General features: G+C 44.4%; 16 protein-coding genes. 4 read left to right on the forward strand and 12 right to left on the reverse strand.

Translation table 11 applies throughout. The annotated features are described in order from the left end of the window. The first annotated feature begins 83 nt into the window (after window positions 1-83). Window positions 84-1499, forward strand: a complete 1416-nt coding sequence (locus AC59GT_RS05475) for an efflux transporter outer membrane subunit (RefSeq protein ID WP_497236691.1) — start codon at window positions 84-86, stop codon at window positions 1497-1499. Window positions 1500-1616: 117 nt separating this feature from the next. Here the strand turns inward: AC59GT_RS05475 and AC59GT_RS05480 are convergent, their stop codons facing one another. From AC59GT_RS05480 to AC59GT_RS05500, 5 genes are all read right to left on the reverse strand, one after another. Further along, window positions 1617-2396 carry a hypothetical protein gene (locus AC59GT_RS05480; RefSeq protein WP_497236692.1) on the reverse strand — a complete coding sequence of 260 codons (780 nt, stop codon included), beginning with the start codon at window positions 2394-2396 and terminating at the stop codon, window positions 1617-1619. A gap of 173 nt (window positions 2397-2569) precedes the next feature. Beyond that, a complete protein-coding gene (locus AC59GT_RS05485; RefSeq protein ID WP_117380999.1) occupies window positions 2570-2863 on the reverse strand; it encodes a putative quinol monooxygenase in 294 nt (97 codons plus the stop codon). A 30-nt stretch (window positions 2864-2893) separates the two neighbouring features. Beyond that, window positions 2894-3337, reverse strand: coding sequence for a DUF417 family protein (locus AC59GT_RS05490; RefSeq protein ID WP_497236693.1), 444 nt, complete (start codon window positions 3335-3337; stop codon window positions 2894-2896). A 166-nt stretch (window positions 3338-3503) separates the two neighbouring features. Beyond that, on the reverse strand, window positions 3504-5828 hold the full coding sequence (locus AC59GT_RS05495; protein ID WP_497236694.1) for a TonB-dependent receptor: 2325 nt from the start codon (window positions 5826-5828) through the stop codon (window positions 3504-3506). A 56-nt stretch (window positions 5829-5884) separates the two neighbouring features. Continuing rightward, window positions 5885-8560 carry a ThuA domain-containing protein gene (locus AC59GT_RS05500; protein ID WP_497236695.1) on the reverse strand — a complete coding sequence of 892 codons (2676 nt, stop codon included), beginning with the start codon at window positions 8558-8560 and terminating at the stop codon, window positions 5885-5887. A 321-nt stretch (window positions 8561-8881) separates the two neighbouring features. Between AC59GT_RS05500 and AC59GT_RS05505 the strand changes: the two genes are divergently transcribed. Continuing rightward, window positions 8882-9655 (forward strand): HAD-IIA family hydrolase, encoded by a 774-nt coding sequence (locus tag AC59GT_RS05505; RefSeq protein ID WP_497236696.1) that lies wholly within the window; start codon window positions 8882-8884, stop codon window positions 9653-9655. Between the two features lie 35 nt (window positions 9656-9690). Here the strand turns inward: AC59GT_RS05505 and AC59GT_RS05510 are convergent, their stop codons facing one another. Further along, entirely contained in the window at window positions 9691-10062 is a 372-nt protein-coding gene (locus AC59GT_RS05510) for a nuclear transport factor 2 family protein (RefSeq protein WP_497236697.1), read from the reverse strand. Window positions 10063-10168: 106 nt separating this feature from the next. Between AC59GT_RS05510 and map the strand changes: the two genes are divergently transcribed. Then, window positions 10169-10933: a type I methionyl aminopeptidase gene (gene map / locus AC59GT_RS05515; protein ID WP_497236698.1), complete on the forward strand. Its 765-nt coding sequence runs from the start codon at window positions 10169-10171 to the stop codon at window positions 10931-10933. A gap of 11 nt (window positions 10934-10944) precedes the next feature. Here map and AC59GT_RS05520 read toward each other — a convergent pair whose 3' ends face one another. Beyond that, a complete protein-coding gene (locus AC59GT_RS05520) occupies window positions 10945-11295 on the reverse strand; it encodes a DUF2200 domain-containing protein (protein ID WP_497236699.1) in 351 nt (116 codons plus the stop codon). 134 nt (window positions 11296-11429) lie between these two features. On the opposite strand from AC59GT_RS05520, the gene AC59GT_RS05525 reads away from it, so the two are divergent. Continuing rightward, complete coding sequence (locus AC59GT_RS05525) at window positions 11430-13292, forward strand: glycoside hydrolase family 97 protein (RefSeq protein WP_497236700.1); 1863 nt, start codon at window positions 11430-11432, stop codon at window positions 13290-13292. Between the two features lie 83 nt (window positions 13293-13375). Here AC59GT_RS05525 and AC59GT_RS05530 read toward each other — a convergent pair whose 3' ends face one another. From AC59GT_RS05530 to AC59GT_RS05550, 5 genes are all read right to left on the reverse strand, one after another. Continuing rightward, window positions 13376-13558: a hypothetical protein gene (locus AC59GT_RS05530; RefSeq protein ID WP_497236701.1), complete on the reverse strand. Its 183-nt coding sequence runs from the start codon at window positions 13556-13558 to the stop codon at window positions 13376-13378. 120 nt (window positions 13559-13678) lie between these two features. Continuing rightward, window positions 13679-14251, reverse strand: a complete 573-nt coding sequence (locus tag AC59GT_RS05535) for a hypothetical protein (protein ID WP_497236702.1) — start codon at window positions 14249-14251, stop codon at window positions 13679-13681. A gap of 1 nt (window position 14252) precedes the next feature. Next, on the reverse strand, window positions 14253-14816 hold the full coding sequence (locus tag AC59GT_RS05540; protein ID WP_497236703.1) for a hypothetical protein: 564 nt from the start codon (window positions 14814-14816) through the stop codon (window positions 14253-14255). A 954-nt stretch (window positions 14817-15770) separates the two neighbouring features. Then, window positions 15771-16010 carry a hypothetical protein gene (locus AC59GT_RS05545; protein WP_497236704.1) on the reverse strand — a complete coding sequence of 80 codons (240 nt, stop codon included), beginning with the start codon at window positions 16008-16010 and terminating at the stop codon, window positions 15771-15773. 263 nt (window positions 16011-16273) lie between these two features. Beyond that, window positions 16274-17389 (reverse strand): AAA family ATPase, encoded by a 1116-nt coding sequence (locus AC59GT_RS05550; protein WP_497236705.1) that lies wholly within the window; start codon window positions 17387-17389, stop codon window positions 16274-16276. Window positions 17390-17757 lie beyond the last annotated feature (368 nt).

Raw genomic sequence — 17757 nt, forward strand, 5'->3', positions numbered from 1 at the left:
CATAACAATTTAAAACAACTCAGTTATCCAGTATAAGTGCTTCCTTGAAGCGGGCTGGTAATAACCAGAAAAAGTATAAAATAATGAAAACGTTAATAAACAGGCTGGCAGTAATACTGGTGGTACTTACCGGCTGTTCGGTATCGAAAGATGTCAATACGCCTAAACCAGAGTTGCCTGCTTCCTTCAGGAACGCTGCGGCTACTACCTCGGCAGACACCACCAGCATTGCGGATATAGAATGGAAGAATTTTTTTGCTGATGCTACCCTGCAAAAGCTTATAGATAGCGCCATTACAAGGAACTACGACATGCAGATCGCTGTCAAGAATATTGAATCTGCACAACTGCTTTTTAAACAGGTAAAATGGAATTATTTGCCATCAGTAGGTCTTAATGTTACCGCATCAACAAACCGCCCCAGCGATAATAGCCTCAATGGCCTTAGCCTAAACCAGTTTGTAGGCACAAAGCATATTGAAGATTACAATGCTAACCTTGCTCTTTCATGGGAAGCTGACATTTGGGGTAAGATAAAAAACCGACAGCGCGCGGCCTTAGCAACCTATCTGCAAACCGCGGAAGCTAAAAAGGCAATACAAACAAATATTGTTGCCAGCGTATCACAGGGTTATTACAACCTGCTGATGCTGGACGAGCAGCTAAACATTGCACAAAGGAATGTTACCTTAAACGACAGTACACTGCGTATCATACGCCTGCAGTTTGATGCTGGGCAAGTAACTTCACTGGCTGTACAACAAGCCGAGGCGCAGCGCCAGGCAGCAGAGCAGCTGGTGCCGCAGTTTGAGCAGAACATAGCTATACAGGAGAATGCCATACGCATACTCACAGGTGCGCTTCCAGATAAGGTAGAACGCACTGCAAGGCTTAACGATCAGCAGGTTCCGGATAACATTTCTGCAGGGTTACCATCGGCTATTGTGAGCCGCAGGCCCGATGTAAAAAGCTCTGAACTGGCCCTTACCATTGCCAACGCACAGGTAGGTATTACCAAAGCGCAGATGTACCCGGCACTTACAATTACAGCACAGGGTGGTGTAAACTCTTTCCGGGCAAGTAACTGGTTTAATGTGCCGGCATCTTTGTTCGGTACTGTTGTGGGCGGTGTTGCCCAGCCGCTATTTGCACGCAAGCAGCTTCGCACCCAGTATGAGGTTGCCAAGGTTGAACGTGAGAGAACAGTATTGCAGTTCCGCCAGTCGGTATTGAACGCCGTAGGTGAAGTGAGCGATGCGCTTGTACGTATAGAAAAGTTAAAGCAGCAGCAGGCAATTGCCGCAAATCGTGTGAAAACACTACAGCAGGCAACTACCAATGCAAACCTTTTATTCAGGAACGGTATGGCAAATTACCTGGAAGTAATAACCGCGCAAGGCAACGTGCTGCAAAGCGAACTGGAACTTGCATCGGTAAAAAGAGAACAGTTGAGTGCTGTGTCTGAACTTTATCGCTCCCTTGGGGGCGGTTGGAAATAATGATGGATGAGCATTAGTTCAGATAAAACGCCCCGCGGTTTTCGCGGGGCGTTTTTAGTTTAATGCCTCCAGATATGATCTCAGCCTTTAAAGGCCAATGTATATTCTATTGTTGTACTACACTATCTGGCCTGTTTGTATGTCTACAGTGTAAACAATTCCGTTAATAGTGATCTTCACCTTATGATTGCCTAAAAACACAATGCTGCCTTTGTAGTTCCATTTACCTTGAGGGGTATCGCCTGTAGTTTCAAATGTTGCGGTTCCGCTTTCGACATCACCGTCTTTTGTTGGGTCTATAATCAACGAAACAAGCTTGTAATTAAACAAAGTCGTTAATTTTTGCTTTGATCCTGTTTTATACTGAAGACTAGCTTTGGTATTCAATATCCCGCTAAATCTTAGTTTCGCATCCGGGTTTTGAGGATTTACACTGCTCATATTGACGTTTTGCAGTAAGTTGTACTTTGCTTCCATGCTTGGAGTGGTCATGGCTACCAGCAGGCTGTCGTAAGCACTTAACCCACTTGGCTCATCATTGGTGCAAATAGTACTGTATTTAAAGCGGCCTCCAACGGTCATCTTAAGAGTATCCACACTTAAATCAAAACTCATCGTAGTATCCACCTGCATGCCGCACTCTGGGTTTACAGAATTGATTCGTATTTTAGGACGGTTGGGTGGAGTTGCATTTATTTGCGGACTTAAGCCATCGTTTAAGCTAAAGCCGCCAAGGCCACCGTAAAGGCTTTGCGCCAGATTTAATGCAATTTGCTGACTTACTTCTTTGGAAGATACACTACTGGTGCCATAATCTACTGGGTCCTTTGTACAAGAAGTATAAAGAAATGAGACGGCAACAATAGCAAGAATACAAGAGAGTAATTTTCTTTTCATGTGATAAAGATTCGGTGTTTATTTTCACTTGTAAAATTAAGTAAAAAGGGCAAAACTTTCAAAGTATTGATAATCAGTTTGGAAGATATTTTAAAAGATAAATTTAAATTTTCTTTACGTAAAAAGCCCTGGTTGCACAACAAACAGGGCTTTTCAAAACATTTGTGATTAAGTTACTTACTTGCCAGTATCTCAACATGTTCTATCAAGGGTTCCAGTGCCAGCAGTTCTGGAGCTTTGGCCATTAAGGCCGCGGCAATTTTACCTGCCAGGTGGGCCTGCCGGCCTTCGTCGCCCGGGAAAGTATCAAATATGCCAAATACGCTTTCACTAACGCGGTAGGCATACCAGTTAATGGTTTCAGGTTCATCTTCGGCAAGGGGCTGGGCACTTTTTAAAAACTGCGCCAGATCGTACTCATGACCAGGCTTGGCCACGAGCTTTACTAGTAATCCGGTTTTTATCATAATGGATGTAGGGCTTTGATTCAATTACGTTTAAGCAATGGTAATGGTTTTACTATGAGCAGAATGTTTCCCCAGGACCATTAGTCCCATAGCGAGGTAGCCAAGGTCTTTCAAAATGAAAAACTCGGTTGTTGGTACGCCTTCAACTATCTTCCACACACCGGGAGTGGTAAATAAAAAGCTCAGAGTTGTCGCGAAGATTATTATCGTAAGGTATCCTGCAATGCTGCCCAGCTTATCATTCCAAAATGATGCGATGAGCAAAGCACCTGTGACTATTTCAAAACTCCCAATGAAGTTAGATACTGCTTGTACGGTTGCCACCTTATACAACCAGCTCATTAAAAAGCTGTGTTCAACTAAAGGCATTATAGCGTTTGCCTCCGTAACGGTAAATTTAAAAATGCCAATCCACAGCAGGATGAGTGAGGTTGCCACTACGCCCAGCGTGTAGCCTGTTTTTGTAAGTTTCATTATTGTGATGTTTTACCGCTTAGTACAGCAAGTGGCAAATACCTTACAATTAATTTAACGCACGGATTAATGTCTTGCAACAAACGCAAATCGCCCCGGCTAAACAGCCGGGGCGATTGCTATCAATGGGGATTATAAATCTGCTTATTATTAACTGTAATCCGGTTTAGAACCTGGTAGATAATGTAGCACCATATACCCTTGGGTTACCCAGGTGCGCGGCACCGAAATCGTAAGCATAATCAATATAGTGTTTGTTGCTTAAGTTGCTTCCCCAAACAAACAGGTCAAAACGCGTTGTACTTACGCCAACACGCGCATTGAAAGTGCTATAGCCATCCTGTTTTATCTGATTAGCCAAATCAAAGTATTGATCGCCAAGGTAGCGCCATTCGCCGCGGAGGATCAGCCTGGTTTGCTTGTTATCCAAAGCATAAGCATATTGTGCAGCCAGCATGCTGGTGATATCAGGAGTGTAAACCTGGTGGTTACCATTCAGGTTCACTACAGCGCCATTGCTTGGTACTTTTAGGTTGGTGTAGCGGGCGTGAGTGTAGCCGAAGTTATAGGACAAGTCTAAACCCTTAAGTAAAGTTGCGGCAACTTCAGCCTCCGCACCTTTGCTATGCAGTTTACCTGCGTTACGCGTAACGGTAAGGCCTTGCGGAAGTATCAGTGTAGGCACCTGCGCGTTGTTGATGTCTATATAAAACAGGGATACATTAACCCGCAATTTGTTGTTGAACAACGAGTTCTTAGACCCCACTTCAAAGTTGTTGCTATACTCTGGTTTGAAGGCATATAATGGTGGCTGTGTTTGATCTGCCCCTAACTGGCTTAAGCCACCCGCGCGGAAGCCCCTGCTGTAAGTGGCATATACGTTGTTCGATTCAGACGCATGATAAGCCAGGCTCACCTTTGGCGAAAAAGCATTAAAGTGTGCCGCTGCCGAGCTATCGTTTTGTGATACGATTGGGTCTGAACCACCGGGTATATATAGGCCTGCAACACGGCTCTTTTTGTGCTCATAATCGTAACGTAGGCCGGCAGTGACGTCCCATTCTGGATCAATAACAAAGGTAGCCTGCGCGTAAGCAGCCCAGCCGTAATTTCGTTCGATGTTGGTATTAACAGCCGCATCGCCGCCAAAACCCGTGGCCGACTTAGTTGGCGCATAGCGATAAAATCCATATAGTCCTGTGGTCCATCTAATTTTCGAAGCGGATGCAGGCGAGGTAAACCTGAATTCCTGCGTGCCAACTTCTACCTTATTAAATTTAGGGCCGTAATTATTGTTGATAGTGACTGCATCAGCAGGAGAGAAATCACCATCAATTGGAACGGTATAGTAACGGTAGTTTTTTTGGTAAGCACTGCTGGATGTAAAGTTAAATCCTTTACCGGCGTAGCTTGCAGTTAACGCCGCATTCAGGATGTTGTCAACCATTTTAGTGGTTGCATTTTGGCTCACCTGGAACGGGGTAGCTAATGCATCAGCAGGGGAAGACGCCAATGCAAATGGGCCATTGTTGCGGTTAGCATAGTTCTTCACGTTCAGCGTTAGCGAGAAGTTTTGCGTGGCCAGGTACTTCAAGTAATAATTACCCATAAAGGTGTGCTGCTTGTCCAGTTTGGTATTGTTGTACAGGTTGTTGTAAAAGCCATCAAAGCCGGTGTACAAGCCCGCTACACCCAGGTACAGTTTGTCTTTGACTAAAGGGGTGCGTATACCAAGGCTGATGCGCTTCTGGTCGTAGCTACCATAGTTGAGTTCGGCAAAGCCGGTAGTTTCATTGGTTGGCTGTTTGGTGATAACGTTAATAACACCACCCATTGCGTTTCGCCCGTATAATGTCCCCTGCGGGCCGCGCAATACTTCTATGCGTTCCACATCAAACAACTGCGGTATATAAGTGTCCAGGCTAAACTGGTTAACCCCGTCGATATAAGTAGCTACGGCGGGATCATAGGAGGTTGTAGCCACACCCCTGATGCTGGTAACGTTGCGGTTATCGCCAGGGTTTGAGGAGTACAGGTTAGGCACTATAGCTGTTATATCCCTCAAATTCCAAACACGGTAATCTTGAATCTGCTTGGCGGAAAGGGTTGATATGCTAAATGGTACTTGCTGCACTTCTTCCTCACGCTTTTGCGCGGTAACTACCACTTCATCCAGGCGGTTACTGGCTTCAGCAAGTTGTATATTGGTATATTGCCTTCCATCAGCAATGGTTACAGCTTGGTTTACCGCTGCAAAAGCTACGCTGCTTACATGCAAGGTATAGGTGCCTGCAGGTACGTTATTGAAATGGAATGCGCCATTAACATTGGTAACTGTACTGTAATTGGTATTCAGCAGGTTTACGTTTGCTCCCTGGATGGGGGCTGCGTGGGTGTCGGTTACAATGCCGGAAAAGTTTATCCGGGGTTGAGCGAAGGCCTGGTTAATTGATGCCAATAGGGCAAACAGCACTAATATCTTTTTCTTCATAAAAATAAAAAGCGGATATGAGTTTAGTCATATCCGCTGCAAAGAAAACAGTTTTATTATTTAAGTGAATAAATCCAGTTCACAATCTTTTTGGTATCGGCAGGTTTCAGGTTAGGGTGTGCAGGCATATCAACATCGCCCCAAACACCGTGTCCGCCGGTTACTATCTTCCTCATCAGGTGAGCGGTAGAAGCAGCGTTGTTAGGGTACTTTTTAGCAACATCTGTAAAAGCAGGCCCAACAGATTTTTCGTTTACCTTATGGCATGCCGCGCAATCAAGCGACATAACCAGCGCTTTACCTGCGGCGTTAGCTGCAATGTTGGCCACTTTAGCTTTCATGTCCGGAGAGTCCTGGCCGGCAAGGATTGAAGCGGTTTTTGATTCGCTTGTAGCGCCTTCTTCGTCCTTAGCTACCACAGATATATTATAGTTGCCTTTTTTGGTGAAAGTATAAGTAAGCTTTGGTAAAGTGGTGGTTTTAGTTACTCCGTTACCAAGGTTCCAAACGTAGCTCATCTTGTTCTTTTCAGGATCGGTAGCCTTTACGGTAAGCACGGTAGTAAGTGGTACAGCGCCGTAACCTTTGCTCGATGTTACAGCAGCTACAACCGGCGCACGGTTTCCGCTATTGTAATCTATACGCAGTATACCGGCGTCCTTGTTTTTGGCAAACCAGCCCGAGCCATACTCCAGTACATATATTTTACCATCCGGACCAGTCTCCATATCAATAGGATTATGGAACTTAGTGTTGGCCATAAATGGTTCCATTTTATCCAGATCGCCGTTTGGCTGCAGGGTAAGCAGTTTAATGAAACCGCGTATCCAATCGTAGAAAACCACTTTTTTGTCGAAGTAATCAGGCATGCGTGTTGCTTTCGGGAACATGTCTGTATAATATGCCGGGCCTGCCATTGCATTACGGCCACCTGAACCTACCTGAGGAAAATCAGGAGAAGCAGCATAAGGGTACCAGATAAATGCCGGCTGTGCTGGCGGCAGTTCTCTTAAGCCAGTATTGTTTTTTGAATCATTAATAGGGTGCATCGGGTCAAACGGTGCACCTGATTTGCCAGTCGCATAATCATACGGGCGATAAGGGTAGTTATTACCCACAAACAATGGCCAGCCGAAGAAACCAGCTTTACGGGCCTGGTTAAACTCGTCGTAACCGCGTGGACCGCGGGTCTCCAGGCTGTCGTTCTGCGCATCGGGGCCAACTTCACCCCAGTACAGGAAACCATTCTTTTGGTCTACAGATATACGGTAAGGATTACGGTCGCCCATTACATAAATTTCCGGGCGGGTTTTCTCAGTACCTGGTTTAAATAAGTTGCCTTCAGGGATGCTGTATGTTCCATCATCCTTTACTTTTATCCTCAGAATTTTACCTCGCAGGTCATTAGTATTACCTGCAGAACGGCGTGCATCATGGTTAAGGAATTCAGGACGATCGTCAAGCGGCGCAAAAGCGTGTGTGTTATAAGCTTTTTTACCAGGTTCGTCAAAAGGTGTGCTATTATCTCCGGCAGATAGGAACAGGGTCCGGTCTGGGCCAAAGGCTATAGAACCACCTGTATGGCAGCAGATCTCGCGTTGTGAGTAAAACTGCAGGATCACCTTCTCAGATTTATTATCAATGGTGTCGCCGGTCATGGTAAAGCGTGAAAGGCGATTAACTGATGTGTCTGATGGGCTGTAGAAAACATAAACCCAGTGGTTTTTAGCAAAGTCAGGGTCTGTTTTAAGGCCAAGTACACCTTCTTCGGCGTTAACACCTTTAGTATGCGTTTTCCAGTATACATCCAGGAAACCGGCCTGTTTCATCTTCTTAGTATCGTGCTTGTACAGCATAAGCTCGCCGCGGCGCTGGGCAACCAATATGTCCAGGTTTGGCAGTATTGACATTTCGGTCGGCTCGAACAGGGTACCTTCGTTTAGTTGAGTTTTTACAAAACGGTTCTCCTCGGGTACACGTACAGTAGTGGCTTTGCTGTAGTCCAGCTTTTTGTTATCGCCAATAGCGTATTGTATGCCACCCAGCAAGTGCTTTAAATAAACCGGGTCGCTGTATGATTCGTTAGTGTGACCCATTTCGGTGTAGAAAGAGCGACCGTTCTCAAAATTCTGGTACCAGGCCATCGGGTGATTATCGCCGTTAGCGCCGCCTTTGTAGCTGCTCTCGTCAATTTTAACCAGCACGTGTATTTTGTTGCTGATCATTTTGTAATTGTACCACTCATCCTTACGGCGCCAAACATCAGGCATACCTTTGGTGGACGGATGGTTCTTGTCTACAATCTTTAAATTGGCTTCCTGTTGTTCCGGGTGGCTCAGGAAGTAAGCACCAACAAGGCGGCCATAATACTTCCAGTCGTACTCTGCATCTGCAGCGGCATGTACGCCAACAAAGTTGCCGCCCGCCTGCATGTAGCGCTCCAAGTCGGCCTGCTGGTAGTTGTTGAGCATAGAACCGGTCGTGTTCAGGAACACCAACGCGCTGTATTTGCTCAGATTGCTCTCGGTGATCTTAGCGGCGTCAGAAGTGGTATCTACCAGGAAGCCATTTTCGGTGCCCAGTTTCATAATAGCAGGGGCACCAACAGCAATAGACTCGTGGTGGTAACCCGAAGTTTTGGTAAAAACAAGTATCCTCGGCTTAACAGGTATCTTGCTGAAGTTGAACAGCACAACGCATAGCGCAAGCAGAAGGGTAATTTTCAATCTCATATAAAGTGTTTAATTGGTAATTCTAAATTGGGTATAATTCATTGTGTACATTATACGCAATAAATATAAAGCTTTAAATTGTAACAGCTAAGGTATCTTAAAAAAATTGTTCTTAAATACTTACAAGCGCTTTATATGTAGGTGTGCCATATTGTAATGTAATTTTTACTCAGTAGCTGATTTGACGGGTTATACTTTGTTAGCATTGCCTTGCTGATCATTCCCACAGTCTTTCTTTCTGCCCAAACCTAAAACCATAAATAAAGCTTTTGGTTGTAACTTCTACAGCATTTTATAGTGCTGTGCCAAAATCAGCAAAGAATGAAACACGGGTTAATGATTGACATGGATGGCGTTATATATGCCGGGGATACGCTGATTGAAGGAGCGGATAAATTTATTAAACGCCTGCTTGAGGAGGATGTACTTTTTACTTTCCTGTCTAATAATAGCCAGCGCACGCGGACAGAGTCTGTTGAGAAACTGGGCAAGCTGGGTATTGAGGTAACTGAAGAACATATTTACAACAGTGCTATGGCTACCAGTACTTTTCTTAAAGATCAGTACCCAGGGTGCAGTGCTTACGTACTGGGCGAAGGCGGCTTGCTAACCAGCCTGGAAGAAAATGGAGTAGTGCTGGTGGATAAAGACCCGGACTTTGTTATTCTTGGTGAAGGGCACGAATTTACTTTGCAGATGGTGCATACTGCTGTTGATATGATCCTGGCGGGTGCAAAATTTATTGCCACTAACCGCGATCCGTCTCCAAGGAAAGCCGGGTGGAACAACCTGGGTATAGCAGCTACCGCTGCCATGATAGAGGAGGCTAGTGGCCGCGAAGCCTTTGTTATAGGTAAACCAAGCCCGGTAATGATGCGCTCTGCAAGTGCTTACATGCAACTGTCACCCTCGCAGACCACCATAATTGGCGACACAATGGAGACCGATATAAAAGGTGGTATTTATATGGGCTTTAAAACTGTCCTGGTATTATCAGGCATGGCAGATGAAGAAACTCTTTCTACCTACGCCTATAAACCAAACCTGGTAGTAAAGGCTGTAAATGAAATAGAGCTGCCCTTAAAATGGTGGTAAGCCGCTGAAAGCATTGCAGTAAAGTTAAGGGTGCCTTATTGAGCAGGAGCGTCAAGCAATAAGTGTAAAGATTTTATCAGGTAATTTTCGACAATGGCGATGTCCATACCCGTTGCTACAGGTGTTTGGCCGGGGATGCCCAGCGTCCAGGTAATGTGCTGCACCTGGTGGTTAACATGCGATGGCCTGCTCAGCTCAAATTTAAACTCCAATGGCCATTGCTCCTGCAGTTTAGTTATTAGTGCGTTTATAGCCTCACAGCCCTCAATTGCCGGTCCTTCGTTCGATTCATAGAAAACAATGTCTGTAGCGTAAACCTCTGCCATTGCCTTAAGCCTTTTTTCCGGATCACGGTCGTTCCATATTACTAAAAGGCTGTCCTCTAAAAGTTTTGCACTGCTTTCCATTGTTGATGTTGTTTGTTTCAAATATATCATTTCTGATGAATCTGACATGCGGCAAACGCAGTCCGATGTATAAATTCTTAATTTTACGGCAGATAAAAGTTTCACCATGTCTATATCCACCGAAAACGAAAGAACCGGGATGCAGCAGGCCAGCGATGCGGTTGCCATTACGCTTAAAAAGATGCGGGAGTATGCAAAACCCGGTACGTCTACAAAGGAACTTGACGACTACGGCGGCAAACTACTGGCAGAACTTGGCGCATCATCGGCACCGTTGCTTACCTACAACTTTCCCGGGTATACCTGCATAAGCGTTAACGAAGTAGCCGCGCACGGCATACCATCGGCCAATAGGATACTCAAAGAAGGTGACCTGGTGAACATAGACGTATCTGCAGAGCTAAACGGCTATTGGGCCGATAACGGTGGCTCATTTGTGATAGGTGAGGATCTTTATGGTCACGGCAAGCTGGTAGAAGCATCTAAAGAGATACTGAAAAAAGCCATCAGCAACATTAAGGGTGGGGTAAGGATATCTGATATTGGCAAGCTTATAGAGACCGAAGCTAAAAAGGCAGGATATACCGTATTAAAGAACTTAACAGGACACGGCGTAGGCCGCAGCCTTCATGAAGAGCCACACGAGATTGCTAATTACTGCGACAGGTATAACACTACGCGTTTCAAAAAGAATTCTGTGGTGGCAATTGAGACTTTTATCTCAACAAAGTCGACCATTGCTGAAACACAGGCCGATGGATGGACACTTATTGGCAACCGCGGCGGGTTTGTTGCACAGCACGAGCACACTATAATGGTGACTGGTGGCCAGCCGATTATTTTTACCGAGCAGAACGGTATTTGGGATTAAGCGATGCCAGCTTATTTGCGTAGTATTTTGTCCATAGCTTTACCTTTTGCCAGTTCGTCTATCAGCTTATCCATATAGCGTATCTTCTGCATCAGCTCATCTTCGATGCCTTCTACACGGTAACCGCAGATCACGCCGGTTATTTTTGAGGCATTTGGGTGTAGCTGAGGCGCCTCGGCAAAAAAGGCTTCCAAGCTGCATTTATCATCAATTTGCTGCTGTAGCTGTTGCTGGCTGTAACCCGTTAGCCAGCAGATAACCGCATCTGCCTCTTCCTTTGTGCGGCCTTTCTTCTCTACTTTGTTAATGTAGTGCGGGTACACTCCCGCAAAGGACATTTTAAAAACTTTTGCGTTATCCATTGATGCCAGGTTTATACACAATTATAGTACTTGTTAATACAACTTAATAATCTATATCTACATCAATTCTCGGTTTTAAAAAATGTAGCAAGCAAGCCCCCGTTTACTTATCTTACGGGCCATTATACATAACTATGATCTCATTTCTGCAACGCGCTCTACTCATTGCTGCTTTCACTTTAGCTGGATACAACATACACGCCCAGGTGGCCCGTTTTACTATTAAGAGCCCCGATAATAACGTAACTGCAACGTTTTTTAACAGTAGTGGCGCATTGTATTACCAGGTGCAGTTTAAAGGACAAGCTGTTATTGAACCATCCGCCATGGGTTTGGTGGTAGATAGTAGTGTTTACACAAAGAGCAAGGCGATGTATCCGTCAAAAATAACCCTGATAAAAAACAGCTTTGCCTGGCGGGGTGTACACAGCTTGGCTCAACACCACGCAAACTCATCAACAATTAAGATTGTGTCCGATGATAAAAGCAAAGCTGACTGGGCCGTTGATGTTCAGGTGTTTAATAATGGCGTCGCTTTCCGGTACAATATTCCTCATAACAGCATTGCAGAAGTTAGCCGGGATTTAACGGAGTTTACTGTTCCTGCGCAGTCTGCAGTGTGGTGGCAGGGAGATATCCATAACTATGAAGGTGAGTATATCAGGAGCCTACCATCTGCCATCAAAAAAGGACAACCTATAGGTATGCCGCTTACTTTAGTGCTGCCTTCAAAGCTCGGCTATGCATCCGTTACAGAGGCTGGTATTAACAACTTTGCTGGCGCACACCTTGTAGCTGGTGGTTCCAATTCGTTTTATACTGCTCTTGACGGAAACGTAACGCTAAAGGGCGATATCAAAACACCGTGGCGGGTGATCAGCATAGGGCAAAACCTTAATGAGCTGGTTAACGCTGATATTGTGGCCAGCTTATCTGCTAAGCCCGACGCGACATTGTTCCCTCAGGGTTTTAATACGAGCTGGATAAAACCTGGTAAAAGTGTATGGTCATGGATGACGGCTAATCGCGCTGTTACCCCGGAGAACATGCGCAAGTTTTCTGACCTGGCGGCACAATGCGGCATCCCTTACAATCTTGTTGATGATGGCTGGGGAAAGTGGCGCGAGCCAGGCAAAGACCAATGGCAGATATTGAAAGATCTGGTTGATTACTCTGCGGCTAAAAACGTAAAGATCTGGGTTTGGGCTGCCTACCCGGACAACAATGGCTTACCGGGACTTAGGGACTCGGTTTACCTTAAGACATTCTTAACCAAATGCCACGAGATGGGTGTAGCTGGGGTAAAGATTGATTTCATGAGCAGCGAATCCCAAGATGTTATGGCTTTTTACGAGCGTGCTTGCAGAGAAGCCGCCACGCTTAAACTCATGATTGATTTTCACGGTGCAGGTAAACCGTCTGGCCAAAGCCGTACCTGGCCTAACGAGCTTACAAGAGAAGCCGTACGAGGGTTGGAGTACAGCGACGAAACCGACTGGCCTACCCACAATACCATTATCCCGTTTACCCGCTACCTGGCCGGGCCCGGTGATTATACGCCGCTTAGTACGGCTACGTTTGTATCGAATACCACGCTTGCGCACCAGGTTGCTTCAGTGGTGACATTTACATCGCCTTTTTTGTGTTTGGGTGTTGACCCGGCCGACTTGCTAAAAAGCGAAGCATTGCCCTTTGTACGTGCTATACCCAGTGTATGGGACCAAACAATAGTGTTGCAGCCAAGCGCCATTGGCGAAGTGTGCGTACTGACCCGCCGAAGTGGCACAAAATGGTTTTTGGCTATACTAAACAACAAGCGGGCAAAAGATATAACAGTACCACTGTCTTTTCTTGGTAATAAAACTTACAGCTGTAAGTCGCTTGGGAATACTACGCTGGCAGGCAAAATAAACGGTGGAGGGCAGCCCTCGAATAAAACGATCAAGGTTACGCTAAAATCCGGTGACGGGATGGTGGCTATTTTCGAGCCGATGTAAGGAAAACTATGGTCCTGCCGACCGGTTACAACAGCGCGGTATACGGTAATTACATAAAAAATGAGTAGACAGTGTTTATCTGCCTACTCATCCCGCTTTATAATTTCGTTATCTCCTTCTTGCGGCACTTCATCAACCTGGCTGTCATCGCTTTTCAACAGGAAGTTATTAAGCTGGCGAACTATTAAGGTTAAAGACTCATCGTTTCCCGCCAGTGCAATAACTTTCCTGATTTGTTCAGGAGTTGCTTCGATATCTATTTTCATGGTGATAGGTAAACAATACAAAGGCCAGAAATATTATATATGGTTGAGGCACCCTTAGCTAGCGCACCGGTGCCGGCTTGTGTACTTTATATTGTAATATGAAGTTTTATCACCGATATATCAGGGAAGTGAAATCCAGTTAGATGTCAATAATTTCTTAAGACCTACTTCATTTTCATTGCTGACATAAATAATCCTAATCTTCCTGTCCAGCTTTGTAACCCTTAATTCGTCCAAACTAAAAATATTGTTTTCCAGTACGAAATTTTTAAGCGGAGGATAACGTAAATGAACTAATGTATCGAAAAAATTATCTTCAAATTTTCTTCTTTTTTTATCTTTAACTATATCGTAATCTACAACTAAGATTTTTCTTTGAAGATTTTCATTTTCTATTACAAAGTGATTTTTTTTCAGATGACCACTTATTGATTGGAGGTTTTTTGATCGAGTAATCAAAGAGCCGTCATGTCTAAGATCATCTTTATTGAGGGCAATTAGTGCATTAGGATCGTAGTAAACACTCTTGATTTTTTTAAGGTTGAAACTTATTTTTAGTTTGCAATGGCTTTTATTTTTTGCTAACGAAATGTTCATCTCGTGCTGAGCTTCTTTCAGGTTTTTATCTGTAGCTCTGTCAAACCTGCAGCTCCATATTGAACAAATACATATAAGTAAGCTAATTATTCTCATCTTATAATACAGCTTTATACCATTCTACACTTTGTTTGAAGCTTTTGGATGTTGATGTATAAGGTTTCTTGTAAATATTAAGATCAAACAATCCATTGGTTTTAATATCACGATACAACATAAAGTTATCCGGTAGGATTAGCTTATTTTCAAGATATAGTTTGTTGTTTCGATATATTCGATATCTGAGTTTTTTTGAATCTATGGTCAATATATCATTTGGTTGCACCAGTTCAAAAGCGGTGATCATGAGTATCCGTTTTCCTTCGATTTTGCAGAAAGTGTCTCTTTTATTATAGATCACGTTAAATGAACCCGGCTTGTTTGAAGACAGCAAGCTTCCGTACATAACACCGAAGCCATGATTATTTGTAGGCGTTACTTTAGAAACCTGAAGTTTTAAGGTAAGATCTAAATCAACAAGAAATTGTTCCCGTTTGTTGAATTCACTATCCCCAAAATAAATCGCGGTAATTCCAAATAGGAGCATAGTTAAAAATAGCCCAAGGCGAAAGAACAAGACTCTTTTTGATTGATCAGCGCTGAATTTTAAGAGGCGTTGCATAATATCTGTAACTATATAGGTGAAAATTGCCTATCGTGTAATTAAACCAATTCCTATGTCCCTTCCCGCAAGCGTCCTCGCTTGTGGTGCATGTGCTAAGTAGCCGCTTGTAAATTAGCGAATGATTGGTACATTTAAAGAGCGAGACAGCGAACAAAAGAATTGGCCAAAATAGCAATTAGTAAGCCCGTGTGTTTGCCACTTGTCAGCGGCTTACAAGCGGAGACGCTTGCGGTAGCGGCATCTTAACAGTCTTATCAATCATCAACTAAATAAACAATATGGACTACCCAGGGTACGACCAAAAGACGATAATAATGCTAATTAGTCTATTGTTGGTTTTCATTGTTTCGTGTAGCACGAAGCAATCATACGAAAGTTCCATTTATGTCAACGTTTATGGGGATTTTAAGGGAGAAACAATGCTTCAATTTGATGAAGATATCGTATATTATAGAAGAAGTAATGCAAGTCAAAGTGTATATATCGAGGCGAGACGAGGACCCTTCTGCTATAAAAAAGATAGGATCAAAATCCATTTTTCAGCAGACGGGAAAGACACTTCATTTGTATATGTTTTTAAAAAGACTAATTACATCAATATCGGCTATTCAAAACCCAGACGCGAACTTCAGTTTTTTTTACCGGATTCAACACGTTTCTTTTCCCCTAGCATATAAAATGAAGCAATGTGGGCACACTTGCTGCAGCAAGCGTATTAGTCTTGGTACGGCTGGTAAGTAGCGTATACTACCGTAAGGAGCCATGCTTGCGGTGCACGTGCTAGATACCTAGCTGGCGCAAGTATGCAGCGTAGGAATGTGGGTTGAGTACTTGTGCGTAAATGTAATACCATCAACTAAATAGTGTTTTTACAATTTAAACATCAAGATATACAAGTAGGCCGCGTTTTAAGCAACGCTACATACTTGCGCTAGCAAGTTATGAATTGGTTTAATTTAGTTGCAAAACGATTTCCTTATCTGTAATGCTAACCTGTATCCAGTCCGAAGTTTTTTCGCTTGGGATGCAATCATGAAAAGAAAGTCCATCAATAATATTAGCAACTGAACATGGCCCCAGTATTATGGTCATTTTGTACATATCTTGCCCTGTAATTCCTATCCAAGCTTCCGTTTCTACCTGTTTCGTTTTAATCAACCTTTGCATAAACAGTTGGTTTTCTTCGGGCATTTTGATCCCGTCGCACCACAGCCACCTGACACTTTTATCAGAAGACCTTGCAAACGTTCTTGATAGATGATGTTCCAGATCAGAACAAAACTCTTTGTTGAAAAAATTATATAAAGGGATTTGACTTAACGACATAATTCGCTCTCTATTCTAGCTGAGTAAATATCAGTAAATAAATTTTGGTAATGCAGATTGAGTTTTCGGCAAAGAAGAAGTATGCTGCGTACGATGTTATCAGCTACTTTAGCTTAACTTTATTGGTATCAGTTGGCAACGCCCGCCGTTTCCCCCAACTTCCTCACTATCCTTGCCACCGACGCATGCGATAGCCCGGTTTGTGCCGCTATCTTCCTGAGCGTTACGCCGGAGTTGTGCAGTTGCATAATCCGGTCTTCGGTGGCTTTGCGCTGCTGCTCGGTGTAGTGCAGCAGGTGTTCGGCTTCGGTGCCTTCGCCGGTAAATTCAAATTTTAAAAAGTTGTCGTGTTTTTGTATGCGGCACAGGCATACGTTATCGGCACCGTGGGTAAGTGTGCCGGTACGCTGCTTTATTTGCTTGAGGTAACGCAGGCCGGGCGTGGTTTGGCTCTCGCCTATGGCAAAGGCGCTGTCGGCAAAGTTGAGCAGCATTTTGCTTCCCTGCAAATCGTTACGGGTAATGGGCCGGGCCACGTTGCGCTTTGGCGTATGGGCCAGCACCAGTACGGATAGTTTGTATTTGCTCCGGAGCATCTTGAGGCTCTGCATCAGCTTTACGGCCCCGGCTGCCGATTCGGTACTGGTGCGCAGGCAGGTAATGTTATCAATAATAATGGTGCTGGCGTTGGTGCTTACCAGCACGTTCTCGAAGGCGTTAATAATATAATCATGAAAGCTGGCAAACTTGCGTTCGCGCCCGGCATCGGGATTGATCATGAGGCGGTGAAAGTTGGGTGCAAAACCGTAGCGATTGTTAATGTAGGTGTAGCGTTCGGCAAACTGCTGGGCGGTAAGTTCAAAGTCGAAGTACAACACGGCTTCGTCTTGCCTGGTGGTTGTGTAATTGCCTATGTGCCTGCCGGCGCTAATGGCATCGCCTATTTGTACGGCCAGGATAGATTTGCCTACGTTGGTATCGGCAAACATAATGCATAGTTCGTCCTTGCGCCAAAACTCGCCAAACAGGCGTTGGTAGCGCGGCTGGTCCTTAGGTTGTATTAGCCACTCGGCAGCGGTTTTACTGATAAAAGCATCGTCGGTGTTGGGGTGCAGGTCGTCATCATGTTCGCGTTTCAGCTTAAAGGCTTCATCTTCGGTAATTTCGCCACGGATCATTGAGCGCAGTAATTCAATTTCATAGGGGCGCTCGCCACCCGGAAGGTAGCTATTGTATTGTGTCATAATAAAAGTGTTGGGATTATATACAAAGATACCCAACACTCTGCAGTAAAGTGCTGACAGTGTTTTGTCAGTAAGATCAGAATTTACAGAATTAGAGAATTTTCAGGATGTCTGAACTCGAATTTCAGGATGGTTTATTCTTTGGCGTTCAAGAGGGCTCCGCCGTTTTGGGGAATTTGGGAATGGGCAGAATGATTGGGTCTGAAACTTGTCTGGAACTCGAATTTAGGGATTTCGGAATTGGCAGAATGGAGCGTTGAGAATCCTCTACTTTGGAATAATTAGGTGTATTGACTTGTCCTGGAATGAGTTTACACGGTAAAAGGAGTAAACGATGAAAAGAAGTAAGGAGCAAAAGATCATTGATG

The sequence above is a fragment of the Mucilaginibacter sp. 320_HR genome, from assembly GCF_059691875.1.